17 protein-coding genes and 1 pseudogene are annotated in these 18,243 nt (G+C 61.7%); 9 read left to right on the top strand and 9 right to left on the bottom strand.

Annotated features, from left to right (window positions below; genetic code table 11):
• Nucleotides 1-38 precede the first annotated feature (38 nt).
• The 4 genes and pseudogenes from AACY42_RS01925 (at nucleotide 39) to AACY42_RS28510 (ending at nucleotide 2,971) form a co-directional block, all read left to right on the top strand.
• Nucleotides 39-1,403: a 3-carboxy-cis,cis-muconate cycloisomerase gene (locus tag AACY42_RS01925; RefSeq protein ID WP_339475819.1), complete on the top strand. Its 1,365-nt coding sequence runs from the start codon at nucleotides 39-41 to the stop codon at nucleotides 1,401-1,403.
• Between the two features lie 12 nt (nucleotides 1,404-1,415).
• Entirely contained in the window at nucleotides 1,416-2,216 is an 801-nt protein-coding gene (gene pcaD / locus AACY42_RS01920; RefSeq protein ID WP_339475816.1) for a 3-oxoadipate enol-lactonase, read from the top strand.
• Between the two features lie 10 nt (nucleotides 2,217-2,226).
• The gene (gene pcaC, locus AACY42_RS01915) at nucleotides 2,227-2,619 is read left to right on the top strand and encodes a 4-carboxymuconolactone decarboxylase (RefSeq protein ID WP_025212299.1); all 393 of its coding nucleotides are present in this window, start codon (nucleotides 2,227-2,229) and stop codon (nucleotides 2,617-2,619) included.
• A 53-nt stretch (nucleotides 2,620-2,672) separates the two neighbouring features.
• Nucleotides 2,673-2,971: pseudogene (locus AACY42_RS28510) on the top strand (DUF6124 family protein).
• Between the two features lie 211 nt (nucleotides 2,972-3,182).
• Here the strand turns inward: AACY42_RS28510 and adeC are convergent.
• The 3 genes from adeC to AACY42_RS01895 are packed head-to-tail and all read right to left on the bottom strand — an operon-like array spanning nucleotide 3,183 to nucleotide 8,959.
• A complete protein-coding gene (gene adeC, locus AACY42_RS01905) occupies nucleotides 3,183-4,637 on the bottom strand; it encodes an AdeC/AdeK/OprM family multidrug efflux complex outer membrane factor (protein ID WP_339475811.1) in 1,455 nt (484 codons plus the stop codon).
• Complete coding sequence (gene emhB / locus AACY42_RS01900) at nucleotides 4,634-7,798, bottom strand: efflux RND transporter permease subunit EmhB (RefSeq protein ID WP_339475808.1); 3,165 nt, start codon at nucleotides 7,796-7,798, stop codon at nucleotides 4,634-4,636. Before emhB ends, adeC begins: the two co-directional genes overlap by 4 nt.
• 3 nt (nucleotides 7,799-7,801) lie before the next feature.
• The gene (locus AACY42_RS01895; RefSeq protein ID WP_339475805.1) at nucleotides 7,802-8,959 is read right to left on the bottom strand and encodes an efflux RND transporter periplasmic adaptor subunit; all 1,158 of its coding nucleotides are present in this window, start codon (nucleotides 8,957-8,959) and stop codon (nucleotides 7,802-7,804) included.
• 267 nt (nucleotides 8,960-9,226) lie between these two features.
• Here AACY42_RS01895 and AACY42_RS01890 point away from each other — a divergent pair, with 267 nt between their 5' ends.
• Nucleotides 9,227-9,859 (top strand): TetR family transcriptional regulator, encoded by a 633-nt coding sequence (locus AACY42_RS01890; RefSeq protein ID WP_339475802.1) that lies wholly within the window; start codon nucleotides 9,227-9,229, stop codon nucleotides 9,857-9,859.
• A gap of 199 nt (nucleotides 9,860-10,058) precedes the next feature.
• Here the strand turns inward: AACY42_RS01890 and AACY42_RS01885 are convergent, their stop codons facing one another.
• From AACY42_RS01885 to AACY42_RS01870, 4 genes are all read right to left on the bottom strand, one after another.
• Nucleotides 10,059-10,583 carry a hypothetical protein gene (locus tag AACY42_RS01885; RefSeq protein WP_339475799.1) on the bottom strand — a complete coding sequence of 175 codons (525 nt, stop codon included), beginning with the start codon at nucleotides 10,581-10,583 and terminating at the stop codon, nucleotides 10,059-10,061.
• A 174-nt stretch (nucleotides 10,584-10,757) separates the two neighbouring features.
• A complete protein-coding gene (locus AACY42_RS01880; protein ID WP_339475797.1) occupies nucleotides 10,758-11,807 on the bottom strand; it encodes an alkene reductase in 1,050 nt (349 codons plus the stop codon).
• 32 nt (nucleotides 11,808-11,839) lie between these two features.
• Nucleotides 11,840-13,006: an MFS transporter gene (locus AACY42_RS01875; protein WP_339475795.1), complete on the bottom strand. Its 1,167-nt coding sequence runs from the start codon at nucleotides 13,004-13,006 to the stop codon at nucleotides 11,840-11,842.
• A gap of 17 nt (nucleotides 13,007-13,023) precedes the next feature.
• Complete coding sequence (locus AACY42_RS01870) at nucleotides 13,024-13,326, bottom strand: ArsR/SmtB family transcription factor (protein ID WP_339475792.1); 303 nt, start codon at nucleotides 13,324-13,326, stop codon at nucleotides 13,024-13,026.
• Nucleotides 13,327-13,482: 156 nt separating this feature from the next.
• Between AACY42_RS01870 and AACY42_RS01865 the strand changes: the two genes are divergently transcribed.
• On the top strand, nucleotides 13,483-14,067 hold the full coding sequence (locus tag AACY42_RS01865) for an acyl carrier protein phosphodiesterase (RefSeq protein WP_339475789.1): 585 nt from the start codon (nucleotides 13,483-13,485) through the stop codon (nucleotides 14,065-14,067).
• A gap of 122 nt (nucleotides 14,068-14,189) precedes the next feature.
• Here AACY42_RS01865 and AACY42_RS01860 read toward each other — a convergent pair whose 3' ends face one another.
• Together AACY42_RS01860 and olsB are read right to left on the bottom strand one after the other, a co-directional pair.
• The gene (locus tag AACY42_RS01860) at nucleotides 14,190-14,984 is read right to left on the bottom strand and encodes a lysophospholipid acyltransferase family protein (protein WP_339475787.1); all 795 of its coding nucleotides are present in this window, start codon (nucleotides 14,982-14,984) and stop codon (nucleotides 14,190-14,192) included.
• Nucleotides 14,984-15,739 (bottom strand): L-ornithine N(alpha)-acyltransferase, encoded by a 756-nt coding sequence (olsB, locus tag AACY42_RS01855; RefSeq protein WP_339475785.1) that lies wholly within the window; start codon nucleotides 15,737-15,739, stop codon nucleotides 14,984-14,986. Before olsB ends, AACY42_RS01860 begins: the two co-directional genes overlap by 1 nt.
• A 153-nt stretch (nucleotides 15,740-15,892) precedes the next feature.
• Between olsB and AACY42_RS01850 the strand changes: the two genes are divergently transcribed.
• From AACY42_RS01850 to AACY42_RS01840, 3 genes are read left to right on the top strand one after another with little or no spacing between them, the layout of a single operon-like run.
• A complete protein-coding gene (locus tag AACY42_RS01850; protein WP_339475783.1) occupies nucleotides 15,893-16,810 on the top strand; it encodes an acyl-CoA dehydrogenase in 918 nt (305 codons plus the stop codon).
• 25 nt (nucleotides 16,811-16,835) lie between these two features.
• Nucleotides 16,836-17,930 (top strand): serine hydrolase domain-containing protein, encoded by a 1,095-nt coding sequence (locus AACY42_RS01845; RefSeq protein ID WP_339475781.1) that lies wholly within the window; start codon nucleotides 16,836-16,838, stop codon nucleotides 17,928-17,930.
• Nucleotides 17,927-18,238 carry an amidase gene (locus tag AACY42_RS01840; RefSeq protein WP_339475779.1) on the top strand — a complete coding sequence of 104 codons (312 nt, stop codon included), beginning with the start codon at nucleotides 17,927-17,929 and terminating at the stop codon, nucleotides 18,236-18,238. Before AACY42_RS01845 ends, AACY42_RS01840 begins: the two co-directional genes overlap by 4 nt.
• Nucleotides 18,239-18,243 lie beyond the last annotated feature (5 nt).

Below are 18,243 nucleotides of genomic sequence, written 5' to 3'. Positions count from 1 at the left end.
CGCACCGGCCGTGAGGCCGGCGCACTCAAGGACTGTTTATGAGCGAACGACCGGGCAATCAGCTGTTCGATGCCTACTTCACGGCCCGCGACATGCGCGAGGTGTTCTGTGATGCGGGGCGGGTCCAGGCCATGCTGGATGTCGAGGCCGCGCTGGCCCGGGCTGAGGCGCAGGTAGGTTTGATCCCCCAGGATGCGGTGGCGCCGATCGAGAACGCCTGCCGGGCCCAGCTGTACGATTTTTCGGCATTGAGCGAAGCGATCGCCAGCGCCGGCAATTCGGCGATCCCGTTGGTCAAGGCGTTGGGCAAGCGCATCGCCATCGAGAGCGCCGAGGCGGAACGCTACGTGCACCTGGGCGCCACCAGTCAGGATGTGATGGACAGCGGGCTGGTGCTGCAACTGCGCCAGGCGTTGGGCTTGATCGAGGCGGAGCTGGCGCAACTGGCGATCACCCTGGCCCGACAAGCCGAACGCTACGCCGCCACGCCACTGGCCGGGCGCACCTGGCTGCAGCACGCCACGCCGGTGACCCTGGGGATGAAAATCGCCGGTTGGCTGGGGGCGATCACCCGCAGTCGCCAACGTTTGAAAGAACTCAAGCCGCGCTTGCTGGTACTGCAATTCGGCGGTGCCTCCGGGACGCTCGCCGCGTTGGGTGAACAGGCGCTGCCTGTCGCCGAAGCCCTGGCCGCCGAATTGCAACTGAACCTGCCGGAGCAGCCGTGGCACACCCAGCGCGATCGCCTGGTGGAGTTCGGCGCGGTACTGGGGTTGATCGCCGGCAGTCTGGGCAAGCTGGGCCGCGACATCAGCCTGTTGATGCAGACCGAGGCCGGCGAAGCGTTCGAGCCGTCGGCACCGGGCAAGGGTGGTTCGTCCACGATGCCGCACAAGCGCAACCCGGTGGGGGCGGCAGTGCTGATCGGTGCGGCGACGCGAGTGCCTGGCTTGTTGTCGACGCTGTTCAGCGCCATGCCCCAGGAACACGAGCGCAGCCTGGGCCTGTGGCACGCCGAATGGGAAACCCTGCCGGAGATCTGCTGCCTGGTATCCGGTGCCTTGCAACAGGCGCGGCTGTTGGCCGAAGGGCTGGAAGTGGACGCGGCACGCATGGCCCGCAACCTGGAACTGACCCAGGGGTTGGTGCTGGCCGAAGCGGTGAGCATCGTCCTGGCCCAGCGTGTCGGGCGCGACACGGCACACCATCTGCTGGAGCAATGTTGCAAGCGCGCCGTGGCCGAGCAACGGCATTTGCGCGATGTGCTGGGGGATGAACCTCAGGTCACTGCGCAGCTATCGGCGACCGAGCTTGATCATCTGCTCGACCCGGCGCACTACCTCGGACAAGCCCAGACCTGGGTCGCCCGGGCCGTGGCCGAACACCTTGCCTTGAACGCCTGAAAGGAGATTGTTGTGGGACTCGTCAAACTCGCCGAGGGCGATCTGAACTATCGTTTTGATGGGCCGAAAGACGCCCCTGTGTTGCTGCTCTCCAATTCCCTGGGCACCGATCTGCACATGTGGGACGAACAGGTCGCGGCCTTCAGTGAACACTTTCGCGTGCTGCGCTTCGACACGCGCGGCCATGGTCAGTCGCTGGTCACCGAAGGACCGTACAGCATCGAACAACTGGGCCGCGATGTGCTGGCGATGCTTGATCAGTTGAACCTCGACAAGGTGCATTTCTGTGGCTTGTCCATGGGCGGGTTGATCGGCCAGTGGCTGGGGATCAATGCTGGCGAGCGGCTGCACAAACTGGTGGTGTGCAACACCGCCGCCAAGATCGGCGATCCGTCGGTGTGGAACCCGCGCATCGAAACCGTGTTGCGCGACGGCAAGGCGGCGATGGTGGCGCTGCGCGATGCCTCGATTGCCCGTTGGTTTACCCCCGACTTTGCCGAGGCCCAGCTTGCGGCGGCAAAAAAAATCACCGACATGCTCGCTTCCACCTCGCCCCAGGGTTATGCGGCCAACTGTGCCGCGGTGCGTGATGCCGATTTTCGCGAGCAACTGTCGTCGATCCGCGTGCCGCTGCTGGTGATCGCTGGCACCGAAGATGCCGTGACGCCGCCGTCGGGAGGGCACTTTATCCAGGAGCGGGTCCGTGGGGCTGAGTACGCCGAGTTCTACGCCGCTCACCTGTCTAACGTCCAGGCCGGTGCCGCGTTCAGCGCGCGGGTGCTGGATTTCCTGCTTGATTCTGGCCGTGCCTGAGGAGTTTTTTGTGGACGAGAAACAACGTTACGACGAAGGCATGCAAGTGCGCCGCGCGGTGCTGGGCGACGCCCACGTCGATCGCAGCCTCAATGCCCTGACCGAGTTCAACAGCGAATTCCAGGAGATGATCACCCGCCACGCCTGGGGTGATATCTGGACTCGCCCGGGCCTGCCGCGCCATACCCGCAGCCTGATTACCCTGGCCATGCTGATCGGCATGAACCGCAATGAAGAACTCAAGCTGCACCTGCGCGCCGCCGCCAATAACGGCGTGAGCCGCAGCGAGATCAAGGAAGTGATCATGCAGAGCGCCATCTACTGCGGCATTCCGGCGGCCAATGCCACCTTTCACCTGGCCGAGTCGGTGTGGGATGAACTGGGCGTCGAATCGCGGGCTTGAGATCCACCGCCAATCCGTGTCGGAGCAAGTGTTGCTCCCACACGGGATCTTCAGTGAGCACAAATTTTGTGCTCGGCACTGATCCTCCTGTGGGAGATTCTATGCCGGAATGCTCCGGCCTCTTCGCGAGCAAGCTCGCTCCCACAAGATTTGTGGCTGGTCCCGACACCCTCGACACCGAGTGCCTACTAGCAAATCTCAGCGAAACCCTGGCCTCAGCCAGTGCCATGGTCAACGACCTGACGTTCGATCTGAAAGGCTCCCCCGGCATGTCGCGCTCGGCGTGGCACAGATGATTGACTTGAGTGAGTTGTTGGCCAATCAAGCGCTGGATCTCGTGGACCCGCGTTAACCAAGTAGGGCGAGGAGATGCAGTGAAACGTCGCATCGCCCCGCTGGGCTGTGGGAGCAAAGCTTGCTCGCGAAACAGGCGCCTAGGTTCCTGAAAGACCGCATCGCTTTTATCGCGGGCAAGCCTTGCTCCCATACAGGCCGGCGTTAAAACACACAAACACAAAGCCCACCTTCCGGTGGGCTTTGTGTTTCAGCGTTCAGACTTCAAATCAGAACAACTTCAGTGGCGGCGCTTTCTCCGCCACCGGTTCGTTCTTGCCCGTCTCGGCATTCCAACCACCGCCCAATGCCTTGTACAAATTGACCTCACTGGTCAGTTGCGCAAGGCGGTCAGTGATCAGCGACTGTTGTGCGCTGAACAACTGGCGTTGGGCGTCGAGGAAGGTCAGGTTGCTGTCGACGCCGATGCGGTAGCGACGCTCGGCCAGGCGGTAGTAGTCCTGGTTGGCGGCGACGAAGTCGGTCTGGGCCTGCAACTGTTCGTTGTAGGTCTGGCGCGCGGCCAGGCCGTCGGAGACTTCCTGGAACGCGGTCTGAATCGACTTCTCGTACTGCGCGACGTTGATGTCTTTCTGGACCTTGGCGTAGTCCAGGCTCGCTCGCAGGCTGCCGGCGTTGAAGATCGGCAGGTTGATTTGCGGCGCGAAGGTCCAGGTGCCCGAACCGCCCTTGAACAGGCCGGACAGGTCCGGGCTCAGGGTACCGGCGTTGGCCGTCAGGCTGATGCTCGGGAAGAACGCAGCCCGCGCGGCGCCGATGTTGGCGTTGGCGGCCAGCAGGTTGCGTTCGGCCTGGAGGATGTCCGGACGACGTTGCAGCAGGTCCGACGGCAACCCGGCCGGCACTTCGCTGAGCAGGTCATCGCTCAGCGGTTGCGAGTTCAGGTTGGCCGGCAGGCCGGTGCCCAGCAGCAGGGTCAGGTTATTTTCGTCCTGGGCGACCTGGCGGGTGTAGCGGGCCCGTTGCACGCGGGCGTTTTCCACCGCGGTGCGAGCCTGGCTCAGGTCCAGGGCCGAGGCTACGCCGACTTCGGCGCTGCGCGAGGTCAGCTTGAAGCTTTGCTCGTAGGCCCCGAGGGTTTCCTGGGTCAGCTTGAGCAGTTCCTTGTCGGCTTGCCAGGTCAGGTAGGCGTTGGCGACGCTGGCCACCAGGCTGATCTGGGTGCTGCGACGGGCTTCTTCGGTGGCGAAGTAGCTTTGCAGCGCTTGCTCGCTCAGGCTGCGAACCCGACCGAACAGGTCCAGTTCATAGGCGCTGATACCCAGGGTGGCCGAGTACGAACTGCTGATCGCCGCGTTACCGGTTTGCGAAGCCCGTGCCGGCACCCGCTGGCGGCTGCCGGAGCCGGTGGCCGAGACCGCCGGGAACAGGTCCGCGCGCTGGATGCGGTATTGCGCGGCATAGGCATCGATGTTCAGCGCTGCGACACGCAGGTCACGGTTGTTTTCCAGGGCGACCTGGATCAGCTGTTGCAATGCCGGGTCATGGAAAAACTGTTTCCAGCCTTGCTCGGCGGCGGCCTGGTCGGGCGCATTGGCCGACTCGTAGGCCGGCCCTTGCGGGTATTGCGCCGCGACCGGTGCTTCGGGCCGCTGATAGTCGGGGATCAGCGAGCAACCGCTGAGTACGGCGGCGATGGTCAGGGAGAGTAGCGACTTGCTCATTGGCCAGCCTCTTTGGAAGTTTCAGGAGTGTCGTGCAGGTCGGTGTTTCTGCGACGGCCTATCGACGACACGGTCACGAAGAACAATGGCACCCAGAAAATCGCCAGGATGGTGGCGGTCAACATACCGCCGATTACACCGGTGCCGATGGCGTGCTGGCTGCCTGAACCTGCGCCGGTGGAAATCGCCAGCGGCACCACGCCGAGGACGAACGCCAGGGACGTCATGATGATCGGCCTCAGACGCATCCTACAGGCTTCAATGGCGGCTTCCACCAGTGTGCGGCCCTGTTCGTGGAGTTCCTTGGCGAACTCCACGATCAGAATGGCGTTTTTCGCCGCCAGACCGATGGTCGTCAATAAGCCCACCTGGAAGTACACGTCGTTGGACAGGCCGCGCAGGCTGGTCGCCATCAAGGCACCGATGATACCCAGTGGTACCACGAGCATGACCGCGATCGGAATCGACCAGCTTTCATACAGCGCCGCCAGACAGAGGAATACCATCAGCAGCGACAAGGCGTACAACGCTGGTGCCTGGGAGCCGGACAGACGCTCCTCGTAGGACAGGCCCGTCCAGGAAATACCGACGCCGGCCGGCAGCTTCTGGGCGATGGCTTCGACTTCGGCCATGGCTTCACCGGTGGAGTAACCCGGAGCCGGCGCCCCCAGAATTTCCATCGCTTCCACGCCGTTGTAACGGGCCAGCTTCGGCGAGCCGTAGACCCACTCGCCTTTGGCGAATGCGCTGAACGGCACCATGGTCCCGGCGCTGTTGCGCACATACCACTTCTGCAGGTCTTCGGGACTCATGCGCGCGTTCGGCTGACCCTGGACGTACACTCGCTTCACCCGACCACGGTCGATGAAGTCGTTCACATAGCTACTGCCTAGGGCAACCGACAGGGTGCTGTTGATGTCCGAGAGGGTGATGCCCAGGGCGCTGGCCTTCTCGTCATCGATTTCCAACTGGTACTGCGGCTCGTCGTTCAGGCCGTTCGGACGCACCTGGGACAGAATCTTGCTCTGGGCAGCCATGCCGAGGAACTGGTTACGGGCTTCCATCAACTTCTCATGGCCGATGCCGGCGCGGTCCTGCAGGAACACGTCGAAACCGGTGGCGTTACCCAGTTCCATCACCGCCGGCGGAGCGAAGGCGAACACCATTGCGTCACGGAAGGTGAAGAAGTGTTGCTGGGCGCGGCCAGCGATTTTGAACACGGTGTTCTCAGCGTCACGCTCTTCCCACGGTTTGAGCATGATGAACGCCAGGCCGGAGCTCTGGCCACGACCGGCGAAGTTGAAGCCGGTCACGGTGAACACGGAGGCCACGCCATCGCCTTCACCGCCATCCTTGCTTGGACGCAGCAGGAACTCGCGCATATTGTCCACCACCACCTGGGTCCGCTCGGCGCTGGAACCGGCCGGTGTCTGTACTTGGGCAAACAGCACGCCCTGGTCTTCTTCCGGCAGGAACGCCGTTGGGATGCGGGTGAACAGCCAGACCATGCCGACCACGATGATCACATAGGCCAGCAGGTACGGCGCCTTGTGCTTGAGCATGTTGCCCACGCCGCGCTCGTAGCTTCTGACGCCGCGGTCGAAGGTGCGGTTGAACCAGCCGAAGAAACCGCGTTTCGGCGTGCCGTGCTCACCCTTGGGAATGGGCTTGAGCATGGTGGCGCAAAGGGCCGGAGTGAAAATCAGGGCCACCAGTACCGACAGGGTCATGGCCGAGACGATGGTGATGGAGAACTGCTTGTAGATCACGCCGGTGGAGCCGCCAAAAAACGCCATCGGCAGCAGCACCGCAGACAGCACCAGGGCGATACCCACCAGGGCGCCCTGGATCTGGCCCATGGATTTCTTGGTGGCTTCTTTGGGTGACAGGCCCTCTTCGCTCATGACCCGTTCGACGTTCTCCACCACGACGATGGCATCGTCCACCAGCAAACCGATGGCCAGCACCATGCCGAACATGGTCAGAGTGTTGATACTGAAGCCGAATGCCGCGAGGATCCCGAAAGTGCCGAGCAGTACCACCGGCACCGTCATCGTGGTGATGATGGTGGCGCGGAAGTTTTGCAGGAACAGGAACATCACCAGGAACACCAGTGCGACCGCTTCGATCAGGGTTTCAACCACACCCTTGATCGACTCGCTCACCACCGGTGTGGTGTCGTAGGGGAACACCACTTCCAGGCCTTGCGGGAAGAACGGCTTGAGATCTTCGACGGTCTGGCGCAGGGCTTTGGCCGTGTCGAGGGCGTTGGCGCCGGTGGCCAGTCTCACTGCCAGACCGGAGGCCGGGGCGCCGTTGAACTGGGCATTGATGCTGTAGCTCTCGCCGCCCAGGGCGACATCCGCCACGTCGCCGACACGCACTTGCGAGCCGTCCGGATTGACCTTGAGCAAGATGGCCTTGAACTGTTCGGCGGTCTGCAGGCGGGTCTTGCCAATAATGGTGGCGTTCAGTTGCTGACCGGGCAGGGCAGGCAGGCCGCCGAGTTGGCCGGACGCGATCTGGACGTTCTGCGCGGAAATGGCGGTCGTTACATCCACCGGGGTCAGGTTGTAGTTATTCAGCTTGGCCGGGTCGAGCCAGATTCGCATTGCGTACTGGGCACCGAAGACCTGGAAGTCACCGACACCAGCGGTCCGCGAGATCGGGTCCTGCATGTTGGACACGATGTAGTTGGACAGGTCTTCCCGGGTCATGCTGCCGTCGCGCGACACCACGCCGATCACCATCAGGAAGTTTCTCACTGACTTGGTCACGCGGATCCCCTGTTGCTGCACTTCTTGCGGCAGCAGCGGGGTGGCCAGGTTCAACTTGTTCTGGACCTGGACCTGCGCGGTATCGGAGTTGGTGCCTTGTTCGAAGGTCGCCGTAATGGTCATGCTGCCGTCGGAGTTACTTTCCGAGGAGACGTAACGCAGGTTGTCGATACCGTTGAGCTGTTGCTCGATCACCTGCACCACGGTGTCCTGCACGGTTTGCGCGGAGGCGCCCGGGTAGGTCACTTGGATCGCAATGGCTGGCGGCGCGATGCTCGGGTACTGGTTGATCGGCAACTTGAGGATCGATAGAGCCCCGACCAGCATGATCACCAGGGCAATCACCCAGGCGAAAATCGGACGGTCGATAAAAAATTTCGACATGGTTTACTCCCCTTTGCCGCCGGCTGCTTTATCAGCTGCCTGAGCGGGGGCCGGGTTCTTGGTATCGACGTTAGTGGCTTCGGTGGCTTTGACTTCCACGCCCGGGCGTACGAACTGCAACCCTTCGGTGATCAGGCGATCGCCGGCCTTGAGCCCGTCTTCGATCAGCCATTGGCTGCCGACGGTACGGCTGGCCTTGAGCTGACGCAGTTCCACCTTGTTGTCAGCGCCAACGACCAGGGCGGTCGGCATACCCTTGAGGTCACGGGTCACGCCTTGCTGCGGTGCCAGGATCGCCGCGCTGTTCACCCCCGCCTGCAATTGTGCATGGACGAACATGCCCGGCAGCAGGGTGTGGTCAGGGTTGGGGAACACGGCGCGCAAGGTCACGGAACCGGTGGTTTGGTCGACCGAGACTTCGGAGAACTCCAACGTGCCTTCGTGCGGGTACTGGCTACCGTCTTCCAGGGTCAGCTTGACCATGGCAGCGTTTTCACCGGCCTTTTGCAAACGGCCGCTTTCCAGCTCGCGGCGCAGTTGTAGCAGTTCGACCGAACTCTGCGTCACGTCGACATAGATCGGGTCCAATTGCTGGATGGTCGCCAGCGCGTCGGCCTGACCGTTGCTTACCAGTGCTCCCTCGGTCACCGAGGAGCGGCCGATACGGCCGGAGATCGGTGCGTAGACCTTGGTGTAGCGCACATTGATCTGGGCGGTTTGCAAATTGGCTTCCGACTCCAGGCGATTGGCCATGGCGGTGTCGTATTCCTGACGGCTCACCGCCTGTTCATCCACCAGTTGCTTGTAGCGGTCGGCAATCGACTTGGTGGAACGCAGGTTGGCTTCGGCGCTCTTGAGGGTCGCTTCATAGACGGCCGGATCGATCTGGTACAACTGCTGACCGGCCTTGACGTCAGCGCCTTCCTTGAACAGGCGCTTGAGAATGATGCCGTTGACCTGTGGCCGTACTTCCGCGACGCGGAATGCGCTGGTGCGCCCCGGAAGCTCCGACGTCAGGGTGAAGGGCTGGGTCTTGAGGGTTACGACGCCGACCTGAGGAGGCGGAGGAGCAGGGGCAGCCTCTTCCTTTTTGCATCCGCTGAGCAGCGATGCCAGGGCGATGGCAGTAACCAGGGCAGTAACAGCTGGCTTGAATTGCATGGAAATCCTCGGGTTCAGGCGCGCAACGGGCGCACTCGAAAGGTGGAAAGGTAAAAAAGCAGCAGTAATTGAATTAATAGGATGCTAAGAAATATACTTACGTACACGGCTGTTTGTAAACAGCCGAATTGCGTAATATCGGGATTTACAAAAGCCTGACAAAGGCCTGAGTAGATCGGGGACGCGTTCCAAAGAAACGTCGCCCCATACTTTGTTCAGCTGATTCTTACGCATTGCTGACGCATCCTGATTGAGGTGTTTACTGCCATGGTCCGTCGTACCAAAGAGGAAGCCCAAGAGACTCGCAGCCAGATACTCGAAGCGGCCGAAAAGGCTTTTTTCGAGCGAGGCGTGGCGCGTACGACCTTGGCCGATATCGCGACACTGGCCGGAGTGACGCGCGGCGCCATCTATTGGCATTTCAGCAACAAGGCGGACCTGCTCCAGGCCATGCTCGATACCCTGCACGAGCCGCTCGATGAGTTGGCCCGTGCCAGTGAGAATGAAGAGGAACTTGACCCGCTGGGCTGTATTCGCAAGCTGCTGGTGCGCTTGTTCCAGCAGGTGGCCTTGGACCCGAAAACCCGGCGTATTAATGAGATCCTGTTCCATAAGTGTGAATTCACCGATGAAATGTGCGATTTGCGCCAGCAGCGACGCGAGGTCAGCCTCGACTGCAATGTGCGCATTGCCCTGTCGTTGCGAAATGCGATGAAACGCGGCCAGTTGCCGGATGATCTGAATCCCGAAAGGGCGGCAGTTGCCATTCATGCCTACATCGACGGCATCTTGTACCAGTGGCTACTGGCTCCTGACAGCTTCGCCCTGGCGGCTGAGGCCGAGCGATGGGTAGAGATCGGGCTGGACATGCTGCACTTGAGCCCCAGCCTGCGCAAATGAAACAAAATGCGTAATTGCGCCGGTTTGTGTCAATAGCCGAACCCGGTCGTACGCCGTCATGGTTGCCATGGGCGGGATACTTTATAAGGCCATACAGGAGCGCTGATAGAGGGTCAGGGCTAAATTTTGTACTGAAATTGTTGCGCTGACGTGCCGCCAAGCTTCCGGTTGATCCATCGCTACGCCTGAAGTGAATTGATCAGCCCAGCGTGACCTCCATGCTGAAGCTGTAGGGTTCTGTCTGTAATTCGCGTGTGATTCGCGCAGTGCAAGCGATTGGGGTAGCACCTATAGACGTAACTTTGCACGTTCGCACCGGTGTTATCGTTGGGGTAAAGACACCGAACGTAGTGTTCACACGCAAACCAAATTCAACGCGTGCTCCCCGTGTCTGGTCGCCGAATACAATAAAGTGGCGATATAGGGTCTTGCTGGGCGAACCCAGGTTGCGGATATAAGGGAAGTCCTGTGCGAACGCGATGACATCTTTATCGGATAGTTGCAGGGACGCCAGGATTTCGGCGTTTAGATTAAGGCTATGTTCACTGACAGCGAGACCCTGCTCGGAATTGTTTATGACCTTCAGAATGAATCGGGTCTTGTTCCGTTGGCTCGGTGCGGCCTCCAGGGCTTGGATATGCTTGTCGTAATATTCATGGAGTCTTTCCAGTTCTGTCGAATCGGTCGGTTGGCTTTGTTCGGTTGTTTGTGGGGTATTACTCATATTGTTCTCTCTGTATCGGTTATTGAAAGTTGTTGGTCGACTGTTTGTTTGGGGCAACGAGAACAATATGAGGGGTGACGGTTTGTTTTAAAATCCATTGATGTTGACTAAATATTTAAGTCATAAAAAAGCCCCGGCTATTTAAAGTCGGGGCTTTTTATTAGTGCAGGTTATTTACATCACCGGATAATCGATATAACCCACCGGCCCTTTCCCATAGAACGTTTCCGGATGCGCTTCGTTCAACGGTGCATCGGCTTTCAAACGTGCCGGCAGGTCCGGGTTGGCAATGAACGGCACTCCGAAGGCAACGGCATCGGCCTTGCCCTCGGCCAGCCAGGCATTGGCGCTGTCCTTGGTGAAGCGTTCATTGGCGATGTATGGGCCGCCGAAAGCCTGCTTGAGTTGCGGACCGATGCTGTCATCGCCTTCCTTCTCACGGGAGCAGATGAAGGCGATGCCGCGCTTGCCCAGCTCGCGAGCTACGTAGCTGAAGGTTTCCAGGCGGTTCTCGTCCCCCATGTCATGGGAGTCGGAGCGTGGTGCCAAGTGCACGCCAACCCGGCCGGCGCCCCAGACTTCAATGGTCGCGTCGGTCACTTCCAACAGCAGGCGGGCTCGGTTTTCCAAGGCGCCGCCGTAGCTGTCGGTACGCTGGTTGGTGCTGCTTTGCAGGAACTGGTCGAGCAGGTAGCCGTTGGCGCCATGGATTTCCACACCGTCGAAACCGGCGGCCTTGGCATTCTCGGCACCGACGCGGTACGCATCGACGATGTCGGCGATTTCAGCGGTTTCCAGTGCGCGTGGGGTCGGGAAGTCGGCCAGCGGACGCACCAGGCTCACGTGGCCTTTGGGCTGAATCGCGCTGGGCGCCACCGGGGTTTCGCCGTTCAGGTACGACGGGTGGGAGATCCGGCCCACGTGCCACAGTTGCAGGAAGATCTTGCCGCCAGCGCCGTGGATCGCCTTGGTGACGTTGGACCAGCCGCGCACTTGGTCGTTGGACCAGATGCCCGGGGTGTCCGGATAGCCCACACCCATCGGCGTGACCGAGGTGGCTTCGCTGAGGATCAGGCCGGCGGAGGCGCGTTGCACGTAGTACTCGGCCATCAAGGCATTGGGTACGCGGCCTGCGTCAGCGCGGCAGCGCGTGAGCGGAGCCATGATGATGCGGTTCTTCAGCTCGATATCGCCGAGTTTGATGGGGTCGAAAATTGTCGCCATGAAATACAACCTCGCAAGTGAAGGATTAAAAGTCAGTGAGTGGCAGGTGCCAGGTCGGCATGAGCGCCCTGGCGGAAAGTGATGAGGGTGACCAGCAGCGCCAGCACGGCCAGCGCGCCCGCCGCCAGGGGCACTGCCGTCAGGCCCAGGCCATGGTCGATGACGCTGCCGCCGACCCAGGCGCCCAAGGCGTTGCCAATGTTGAAGGCGCCGATGTTCAGGGTGGAAACCAGGTTGGGCGCGTCTTTGCCGAAGGTCACCACATTGACCTGCAGTGCCGGCACCGCGGCGAAGCAGGCAGTGGCCCAGAGGAACAGTGTGATCTCGGTCGGGATCAGCGCCACGCTGGTCCAGCTCAATACGGTGGACACCACCGCCATGGTCAGGAAGACGCCCATCAGCGTATTCGCCAGGCTTTTGTCCGCCAGCTTGCCGCCGATGATGTTGCCCAGGGTCAGGCCCAGGCCGATCAGCACCAGGGTCCAGGTCACGCCACGGGGCGATACGCCGGTTACTTCACCCAGCAGCGGGGCGACGTAGGTGAACAGGGTGAATACCGAGGCGGAGAACAGCGCGGTCATGCTCAGGGACAGCCACAGGCCGGCGCCTTTGAGTGATACCAGTTCCGAACGCATGTCGAGTTTTTCTTCATCGCGCTTGGCCGGCAGGAAACGGATCAGGCCGATCAGCGCAACTACGCCAATGACAGTCACCGCCCAGAAGGTCGAACGCCAACCGGCTTGCTGGCCCAATGCGGTACCCAGCGGTACGCCGAGCACGTTGGCCAGGGTCAGGCCGGTGAACATCAGGGCCACGGCCGAGGCACGCTTGTTCGGCGCTACGAGGCCGGCGGCAACCACCGAACCGATGCCGAAGAACGCACCGTGGCACAGGGCGGTGACGACGCGCGCAAACATCAGCACGTTGTAGTCGCTTGCGACGGCGCAGAGCAGGTTGCCAATGATGAAGATCCCCATTAGCGCCACCAGCGCGGCCTTGCGCGGCAGTCGCGCGGTGGCCAGGGCCATGAACGGCGCACCGATGGCCACGCCCAGGGCGTAGCCGGTCACCAGCCAGCCGGCACCGGGAATCGACACGCCCAGGTCCGCCGCCACGTCGGGCAACAGGCCCATGATGACGAACTCGGTGGTGCCGATGGCGAATGCGCTCAGGGCCAGGATCAGGAGTGAGAGGGGCATGATGGATCCTTGTCAGGTCAGAGCTCTTGGCTCATTTGCTTGAGGAACTGTTGGATCAGGTCCTCGTTGCGTTTGAAGAAGTGCCATTGACCGACCTTCTGGCTGGTGATCAGCCCCGCCCGTTGCAACACCGCCAAGTGCGCAGACACCGTGGATTGCGACAGGCCGCAACGCTGGTCGATCTGTCCGGCGCAAATGCCGAATTCGTGGTTGTGCAACTGTTCGGGGAACTGGACCTTGGGGTCTTTGAGCCAGTTGAGGATGTCTCGCCGTACTGGGTGCGCCAGGGCTTTTATTATTTCGTCGAGGTCGAGGGTCATGGTGGCAAGCTCGGAGTGAGTAAAACGCTATATCGCGATGGAACGAACCTTAAATCGTTATTTTACGATATACAAATATGGATTTGATCTGAGCATCGAGAAGATCGCTATATCGGGTTATAACGATATTGGCGGGGTGGTGCTAAGCTGCGGACCATGAACTATCTCGCGCACCTACACCTCGGCGGCCCTGGCCGGGAACAACTGCTCGGCAGTCTTTATGGCGATTTCGTCAAAGGGCCGCTTCAAGGGCAATTCGACCCGCGGATCGAGGCGGCGATTGCTTTGCATCGACGCATCGACATGTACACCGACCGCCACCCGTTGGTGGATATCGCCCTGTCACGTTTTTCCACGGTTCGGCGGCGTTATGCCGGGATCGTGCTGGATGTGTTTTTCGACCATTGCCTAGCGCGGGATTGGACGTTGTACGGCGAGGGTCCGCTGATGGAATTCACCTCCCAGGTCTATCAAGTCCTCGCCGCCGAACCGCAACTGCCGGGACGCTTGGCGCATATAGCACCGTACATGGCGGCGGATGACTGGCTGGGGTCTTATCGAGAGTTCGAAGTGATCGGGCAAGTATTGCGTGGCATCTCGCGGCGCCTGTCCCGGCCAGAGGAACTGGCCGGGGCGAAGGAAGAGCTGGTCAGGCTCTATGAACCGTTGAGCGAAGACTTTCGGTTGTTCTATCCGCAGTTGCAGGATTTTGCGCTGAACCAGGTCACACCAAATAACTAAATGTGGGAGCGGCGGTTCGGCGCTCGACTTGCTCGCGAAGGCGCTGGGTCAGTCAACATCTGTGTTGAATGTACTGCCGTCTTCGCGAGCAAGCCCACAACGGGGCTTCACAGAAATCCGAATCAGGCCGCAATCGCAGCAGGTCGCATCGGCGCTTGCTGTTTCTCTGGCATCTCGCCGAATAACGCCCTGTGCACCGCCTGCTGCGCCTGAAACGCCAGCGCCGCACGCTCCTGGCCATGGCAGGCAATCGGCTCCAGCAGATGGATTTCGACGTCGCCGCGATCGTTGGCGAACAGCCGCATCAGGTGCGACAGCAAATCATCATCGCCAATGAACGGTGCCAGTGAATCCGGTTCACCGTTGCGCAGGTAACGGATCGCCACCGGCTGCAACGCGACATCGGCATCGATGGCCGCCGACAACAAGCGACCATGGAAGGTGCGCAGGGTGCGACCATCGGTGGTGGTGCCTTCCGGGAACATCAGCAACGGATGGGCCTGTTCCAGATGGCGACTCATTTGCTTGCGGATCAATTGGCTGTCACCCGAACCGCGCCGGATAAACAGGCTGCCGGCCTTGGCGGCCAGCCATCCGGCGACCGGCCAGGTGCGCACTTCGGCCTTGGACAGGAACGACAGCGGCGTGAGCATCCCCAGCAACGGGATGTCGGTCCAGGACACATGGTTGCTGGCCCACAGCATCGGCCGTTGCGGCAGTTGACCGTGGACGGTGACTGAAAAGGGCAGGGCACGGCTCAGCCGTGCCATGAAGAACCGCGACCAGCGCTGGCGACGGACCATCGAGTTGGCGATCCCGGCACGTTCAAACAGGCCGAACACGCAGGCCATGCTCAGGCCCAGCGTCACCACCAGCAATACTCGCGCGATTCGCGCGTACACCCGCAGCCGGCTCATCAGACCGCTGCCTTGAAGTGGCGGGCGTAGCGCGGGCAGAGTTCGTCGCGCTTGAGCAGGATGAACACGTCGGCCACCTGGAAATCCTCGTCCCAGCACGGCTCACCGCAAATCTTCGCGCCCAGGCGCATGTAGGCCTTGAGCAGTGGCGGCATCTCGGCGATGACGTTGGACGGCACGTCCAGGGTCGGCAAGGGTTTTTTTGGTACCGCTTGCAGGTGTTCGGTGCACAGGTAGCGTTCGCGCAGACGCTGCATGATCGCCTGGGCCTGGATACCGCCGTCCTGCATCGCAATGCTCGCGCAGCCCATCAGGTAGCTGTAGCTACCTTCGTTCAGGACTTCGGCCAGTTCGCCCCAGAGCACCGCGATGGTGCCACCGTTACGATAGGCCGGGTCGACGCAGGTACGGCCGATTTCCAGGATCGGGCCCTTGAGATGGACCAGGCCGTGGAGGCTGAATTCTTCTTCGCTGTAGAACCGGCCCAGGCTGCTGGCGGCCTGGTGGTCGAGCAAGCGAGTGGTCGCCACGAGGCGGCCGGTGTTCAGGTCGCGTACCCCGATGTGGGCGCAGTGAACATCATAGTCATCCATGTCCAGACCCATTTCCGCGCCCTTGAGCTTGGCGTTGAATTCGCCGCTGAAGACGTTGAAACGCAGGGCCTGTGCTTCTTGCAAGGCTTGGGCGCCGATCAGGCGTTCGGCTTGCAGGCGGCGTTCATTGCCGGTGTCGCTGATGCGGGCGATCTGGGTCATAGCGAATCTCCGTGCGGGCTGTCCACCGTCTAGGGGTGAGCCAATCGACTTTCTTTATGCGGCCATGTTGTGCAAAGTCAGGCTATGTAGCCCCGGTGTCATCGCCATGAAGCTTTGGTGATGCTTATATGACAGCCTTCAAGGAGCCCTCTCATGCCTTGGCACACCCTGATCGAACGCGGCGAGCGCCTGCCCGCCCATCCGGACCTGGCCGAAGGATATTCAGCGTTGTTGCAACGCTTGGGGCCGGTAACGCCGTTCGAGCTGGCCGTAACCGGGGCGCGGTTGATGGCGACACCGGGACTGGCGTTCCTGGTGGGGTACCAGGCGGCGCTGCGGGTGCTTTGGCCCAGCGCCCCCCCGAGCCTCGGCGCCTTGTGTGCCACCGAACAGCGCCGCCTGCGCCCGGCGGACATGCAAACCCGCCTCGACGACTTGCGCCTGAGTGGACGCAAGGATTTCGTCACCGCTGGCGACGCCGCCGAGTGGCTGCTGATTGCCGCTCGCTGCGAAGCACCCGGTGAAACGCCACGGCTGAACTTGGCCGTGGCCTATGCGGGTGAGCCCGGCGTAACCCTGGAAAAACTGCCCGCCATTGCCCTGATGCCGGACATCAGCCATGGCCGCGTCCTGCTCGACGGCGCGCTGTGCGAGTTACTGGCAGGCGACGGTTGGGACGCCTACGTCAAACCGTTCCGCACCCTGGAAGACCTTTATGTGCTCAGCGCGATGACCGCCTGGTTGCATGGCGTCGGGCAAGAGTGTGCCTGGCCCCAAGCGTTGCAATTGCGCCTGCTGGCGTTGCTCGCCGGTTGCGCGGAGGTGAGTCGGCATAACCCTTCCAGTGCGGCCGGGCATGTGCTGCTGGGCGGGTTGTTCGCTCAGTTCCAGGGGCTCGACGGCGAACTGAACGATGCGTTGAACGCCGGGCCTGCGGTGTGGCACGAGATGTGGCAGCGGGATAAAGGGGTGATGGAGATTGCGGCGGGGGCGCGGGCCAAGCGCTTGGCCAAGGCATTGGGACTGTCGACACAAGCCTCGAAACTGTCATCAAGTCTGAATAGGCTCTGAAGGTTCAATCCTGCGAGCCCCGAGCATGTCCAAAGGCTGGTTCCTGATCCCGCTGCTGTTGCTCAGCATGAGCGTCCACGCCGAAGACTGGCCCGGCGAGCAATGGTCAAGTGGCCCGACCCCGAGCGGGCCGGCCATCGAAGCCTTGGCGCAATACGCCTTCCCACCCCGGGACGATGCGAGCCGCGAGGGCATCCGCACCGATGCGCTGCTGGTGATCCAGGACGGTCGGCGGGTCTACGAACGCTACGCCGGCCCGACCACTGCCCAGACCCCGCACCTGAGCTGGTCCATCAGCAAAAGCCTGCTGGCGACAGTGTTCGGCGTGGCCTACGGGGAAAAGCGCTTTGCCCTGGATGATCCGGCAGCCAAGTACTACCCGCTACTGAGCCGGCACCCGGGCCTGACCCTGGCCGATCTTTTCCACTGGGCCTCCGGCCTGGACTGGCAGGAAGACTACGAATACGCGCCGCTTAACTCTTCGGTGGTGGCGATGCTTTATACCCGTGGGCGTCATGACATGGCGGCGTTCACTGCGCAGCATGCAAGCGTCAACCCGCCGGGGCAGGCGTTCCGTTATTCCAGCGGTGACAGCAACCTACTGGCGGCGGCCTTGAGAACCATCGTCGGCCCGGCGCGCTACCCCGACTACCCCTGGACGGCCTTGTTCGAACCCCTGGGCATCCACCACGCCACCTGGGAAACCGATGCCAGCGGCACGTTCGTGGGATCGTCCTATGCCTACCTCACCGCGCGAGACCTAGCGCGTGTCGGGTTGTTGATGCAGCGGGACGGTCGCTGGGGCGAACGGCAACTGATCCCCAAGGCGTGGGTCGCGTTCAATCGCCAGCCGTTCGCCCACTTCCAGGCCGGCCAGGATGAAGCCGTGCCCGGTGGGCATTGGTGGCTCAACCGCGCCGCCGATCCGGCGATCCACCCCTGGCCCGATGCGCCAGCGGATACCTTTGCCGCGCTGGGCCATTGGGGCCAGGCGCTGTACATTATCCCCAGCGCCAAACTGGTGATCGTGCGTTATGGCGACGACCGCGACGGCAGCTATCGCCATAACGAACTGCTCAAGCGCGCCATAGCGGCGTTCGCCGGGACGGTGCAGCCATGAAGCGCAGAGTGTTGCTTAGCCTGCTGTCGGGGCTGCTCATCGTCCTGTTCAGTTGGGTCTGGCTGGAGCGGGTGGCATTGCGGACCTTTCCCGACATCATCAGCGCCTACACCGCCAAGGAATATTGCTCGTGTCGCTACGTGATGCAGCAACCGGCCGAGTATTGCCGTGGTTATGTGCAGCAGTCAGTGCCCACCAGTGATTTTCTCGAGACCGCTGAAGCGAAACGCATCACCGTCAGCGGGTTGGGGCGTAGCAACAGCGCGCGGTGGATGGGGGCGCGGCAGGGGTGTCGGTTGGAGCCCTGAACCAA

This window comes from Pseudomonas sp. RL_5y_Pfl2_73 (genome assembly GCF_963970515.1).
In the GTDB taxonomy this organism is placed as follows: Bacteria; Pseudomonadota; Gammaproteobacteria; order Pseudomonadales; family Pseudomonadaceae; genus Aquipseudomonas.
This window is presented reverse-complemented; position numbering and strand designations above follow the sequence as displayed.

Coding starts and splice junctions, on each gene's coding strand:
- AACY42_RS01925 (WP_339475819.1), top strand. CDS start 39: ATGAGCGAACGACCGGGCAATCAGCTGTTCGATGCCTACTTCACGGCC.
- adeC (WP_339475811.1), bottom strand. CDS start 4,637: ATGAGCAAGTCGCTACTCTCCCTGACCATCGCCGCCGTACTCAGCGGT.
- emhB (WP_339475808.1), bottom strand. CDS start 7,798: ATGTCGAAATTTTTTATCGACCGTCCGATTTTCGCCTGGGTGATTGCC.
- AACY42_RS01895 (WP_339475805.1), bottom strand. CDS start 8,959: ATGCAATTCAAGCCAGCTGTTACTGCCCTGGTTACTGCCATCGCCCTG.
- AACY42_RS01890 (WP_339475802.1), top strand. CDS start 9,227: ATGGTCCGTCGTACCAAAGAGGAAGCCCAAGAGACTCGCAGCCAGATA.
- AACY42_RS01885 (WP_339475799.1), bottom strand. CDS start 10,583: ATGAGTAATACCCCACAAACAACCGAACAAAGCCAACCGACCGATTCG.
- AACY42_RS01880 (WP_339475797.1), bottom strand. CDS start 11,807: ATGGCGACAATTTTCGACCCCATCAAACTCGGCGATATCGAGCTGAAG.
- AACY42_RS01875 (WP_339475795.1), bottom strand. CDS start 13,006: ATGCCCCTCTCACTCCTGATCCTGGCCCTGAGCGCATTCGCCATCGGC.
- AACY42_RS01870 (WP_339475792.1), bottom strand. CDS start 13,326: ATGACCCTCGACCTCGACGAAATAATAAAAGCCCTGGCGCACCCAGTA.
- AACY42_RS01865 (WP_339475789.1), top strand. CDS start 13,483: ATGAACTATCTCGCGCACCTACACCTCGGCGGCCCTGGCCGGGAACAA.
- AACY42_RS01860 (WP_339475787.1), bottom strand. CDS start 14,984: ATGAGCCGGCTGCGGGTGTACGCGCGAATCGCGCGAGTATTGCTGGTG.
- olsB (WP_339475785.1), bottom strand. CDS start 15,739: ATGACCCAGATCGCCCGCATCAGCGACACCGGCAATGAACGCCGCCTG.
- AACY42_RS01850 (WP_339475783.1), top strand. CDS start 15,893: ATGCCTTGGCACACCCTGATCGAACGCGGCGAGCGCCTGCCCGCCCAT.
- AACY42_RS01845 (WP_339475781.1), top strand. CDS start 16,836: ATGTCCAAAGGCTGGTTCCTGATCCCGCTGCTGTTGCTCAGCATGAGC.
- AACY42_RS01840 (WP_339475779.1), top strand. CDS start 17,927: ATGAAGCGCAGAGTGTTGCTTAGCCTGCTGTCGGGGCTGCTCATCGTC.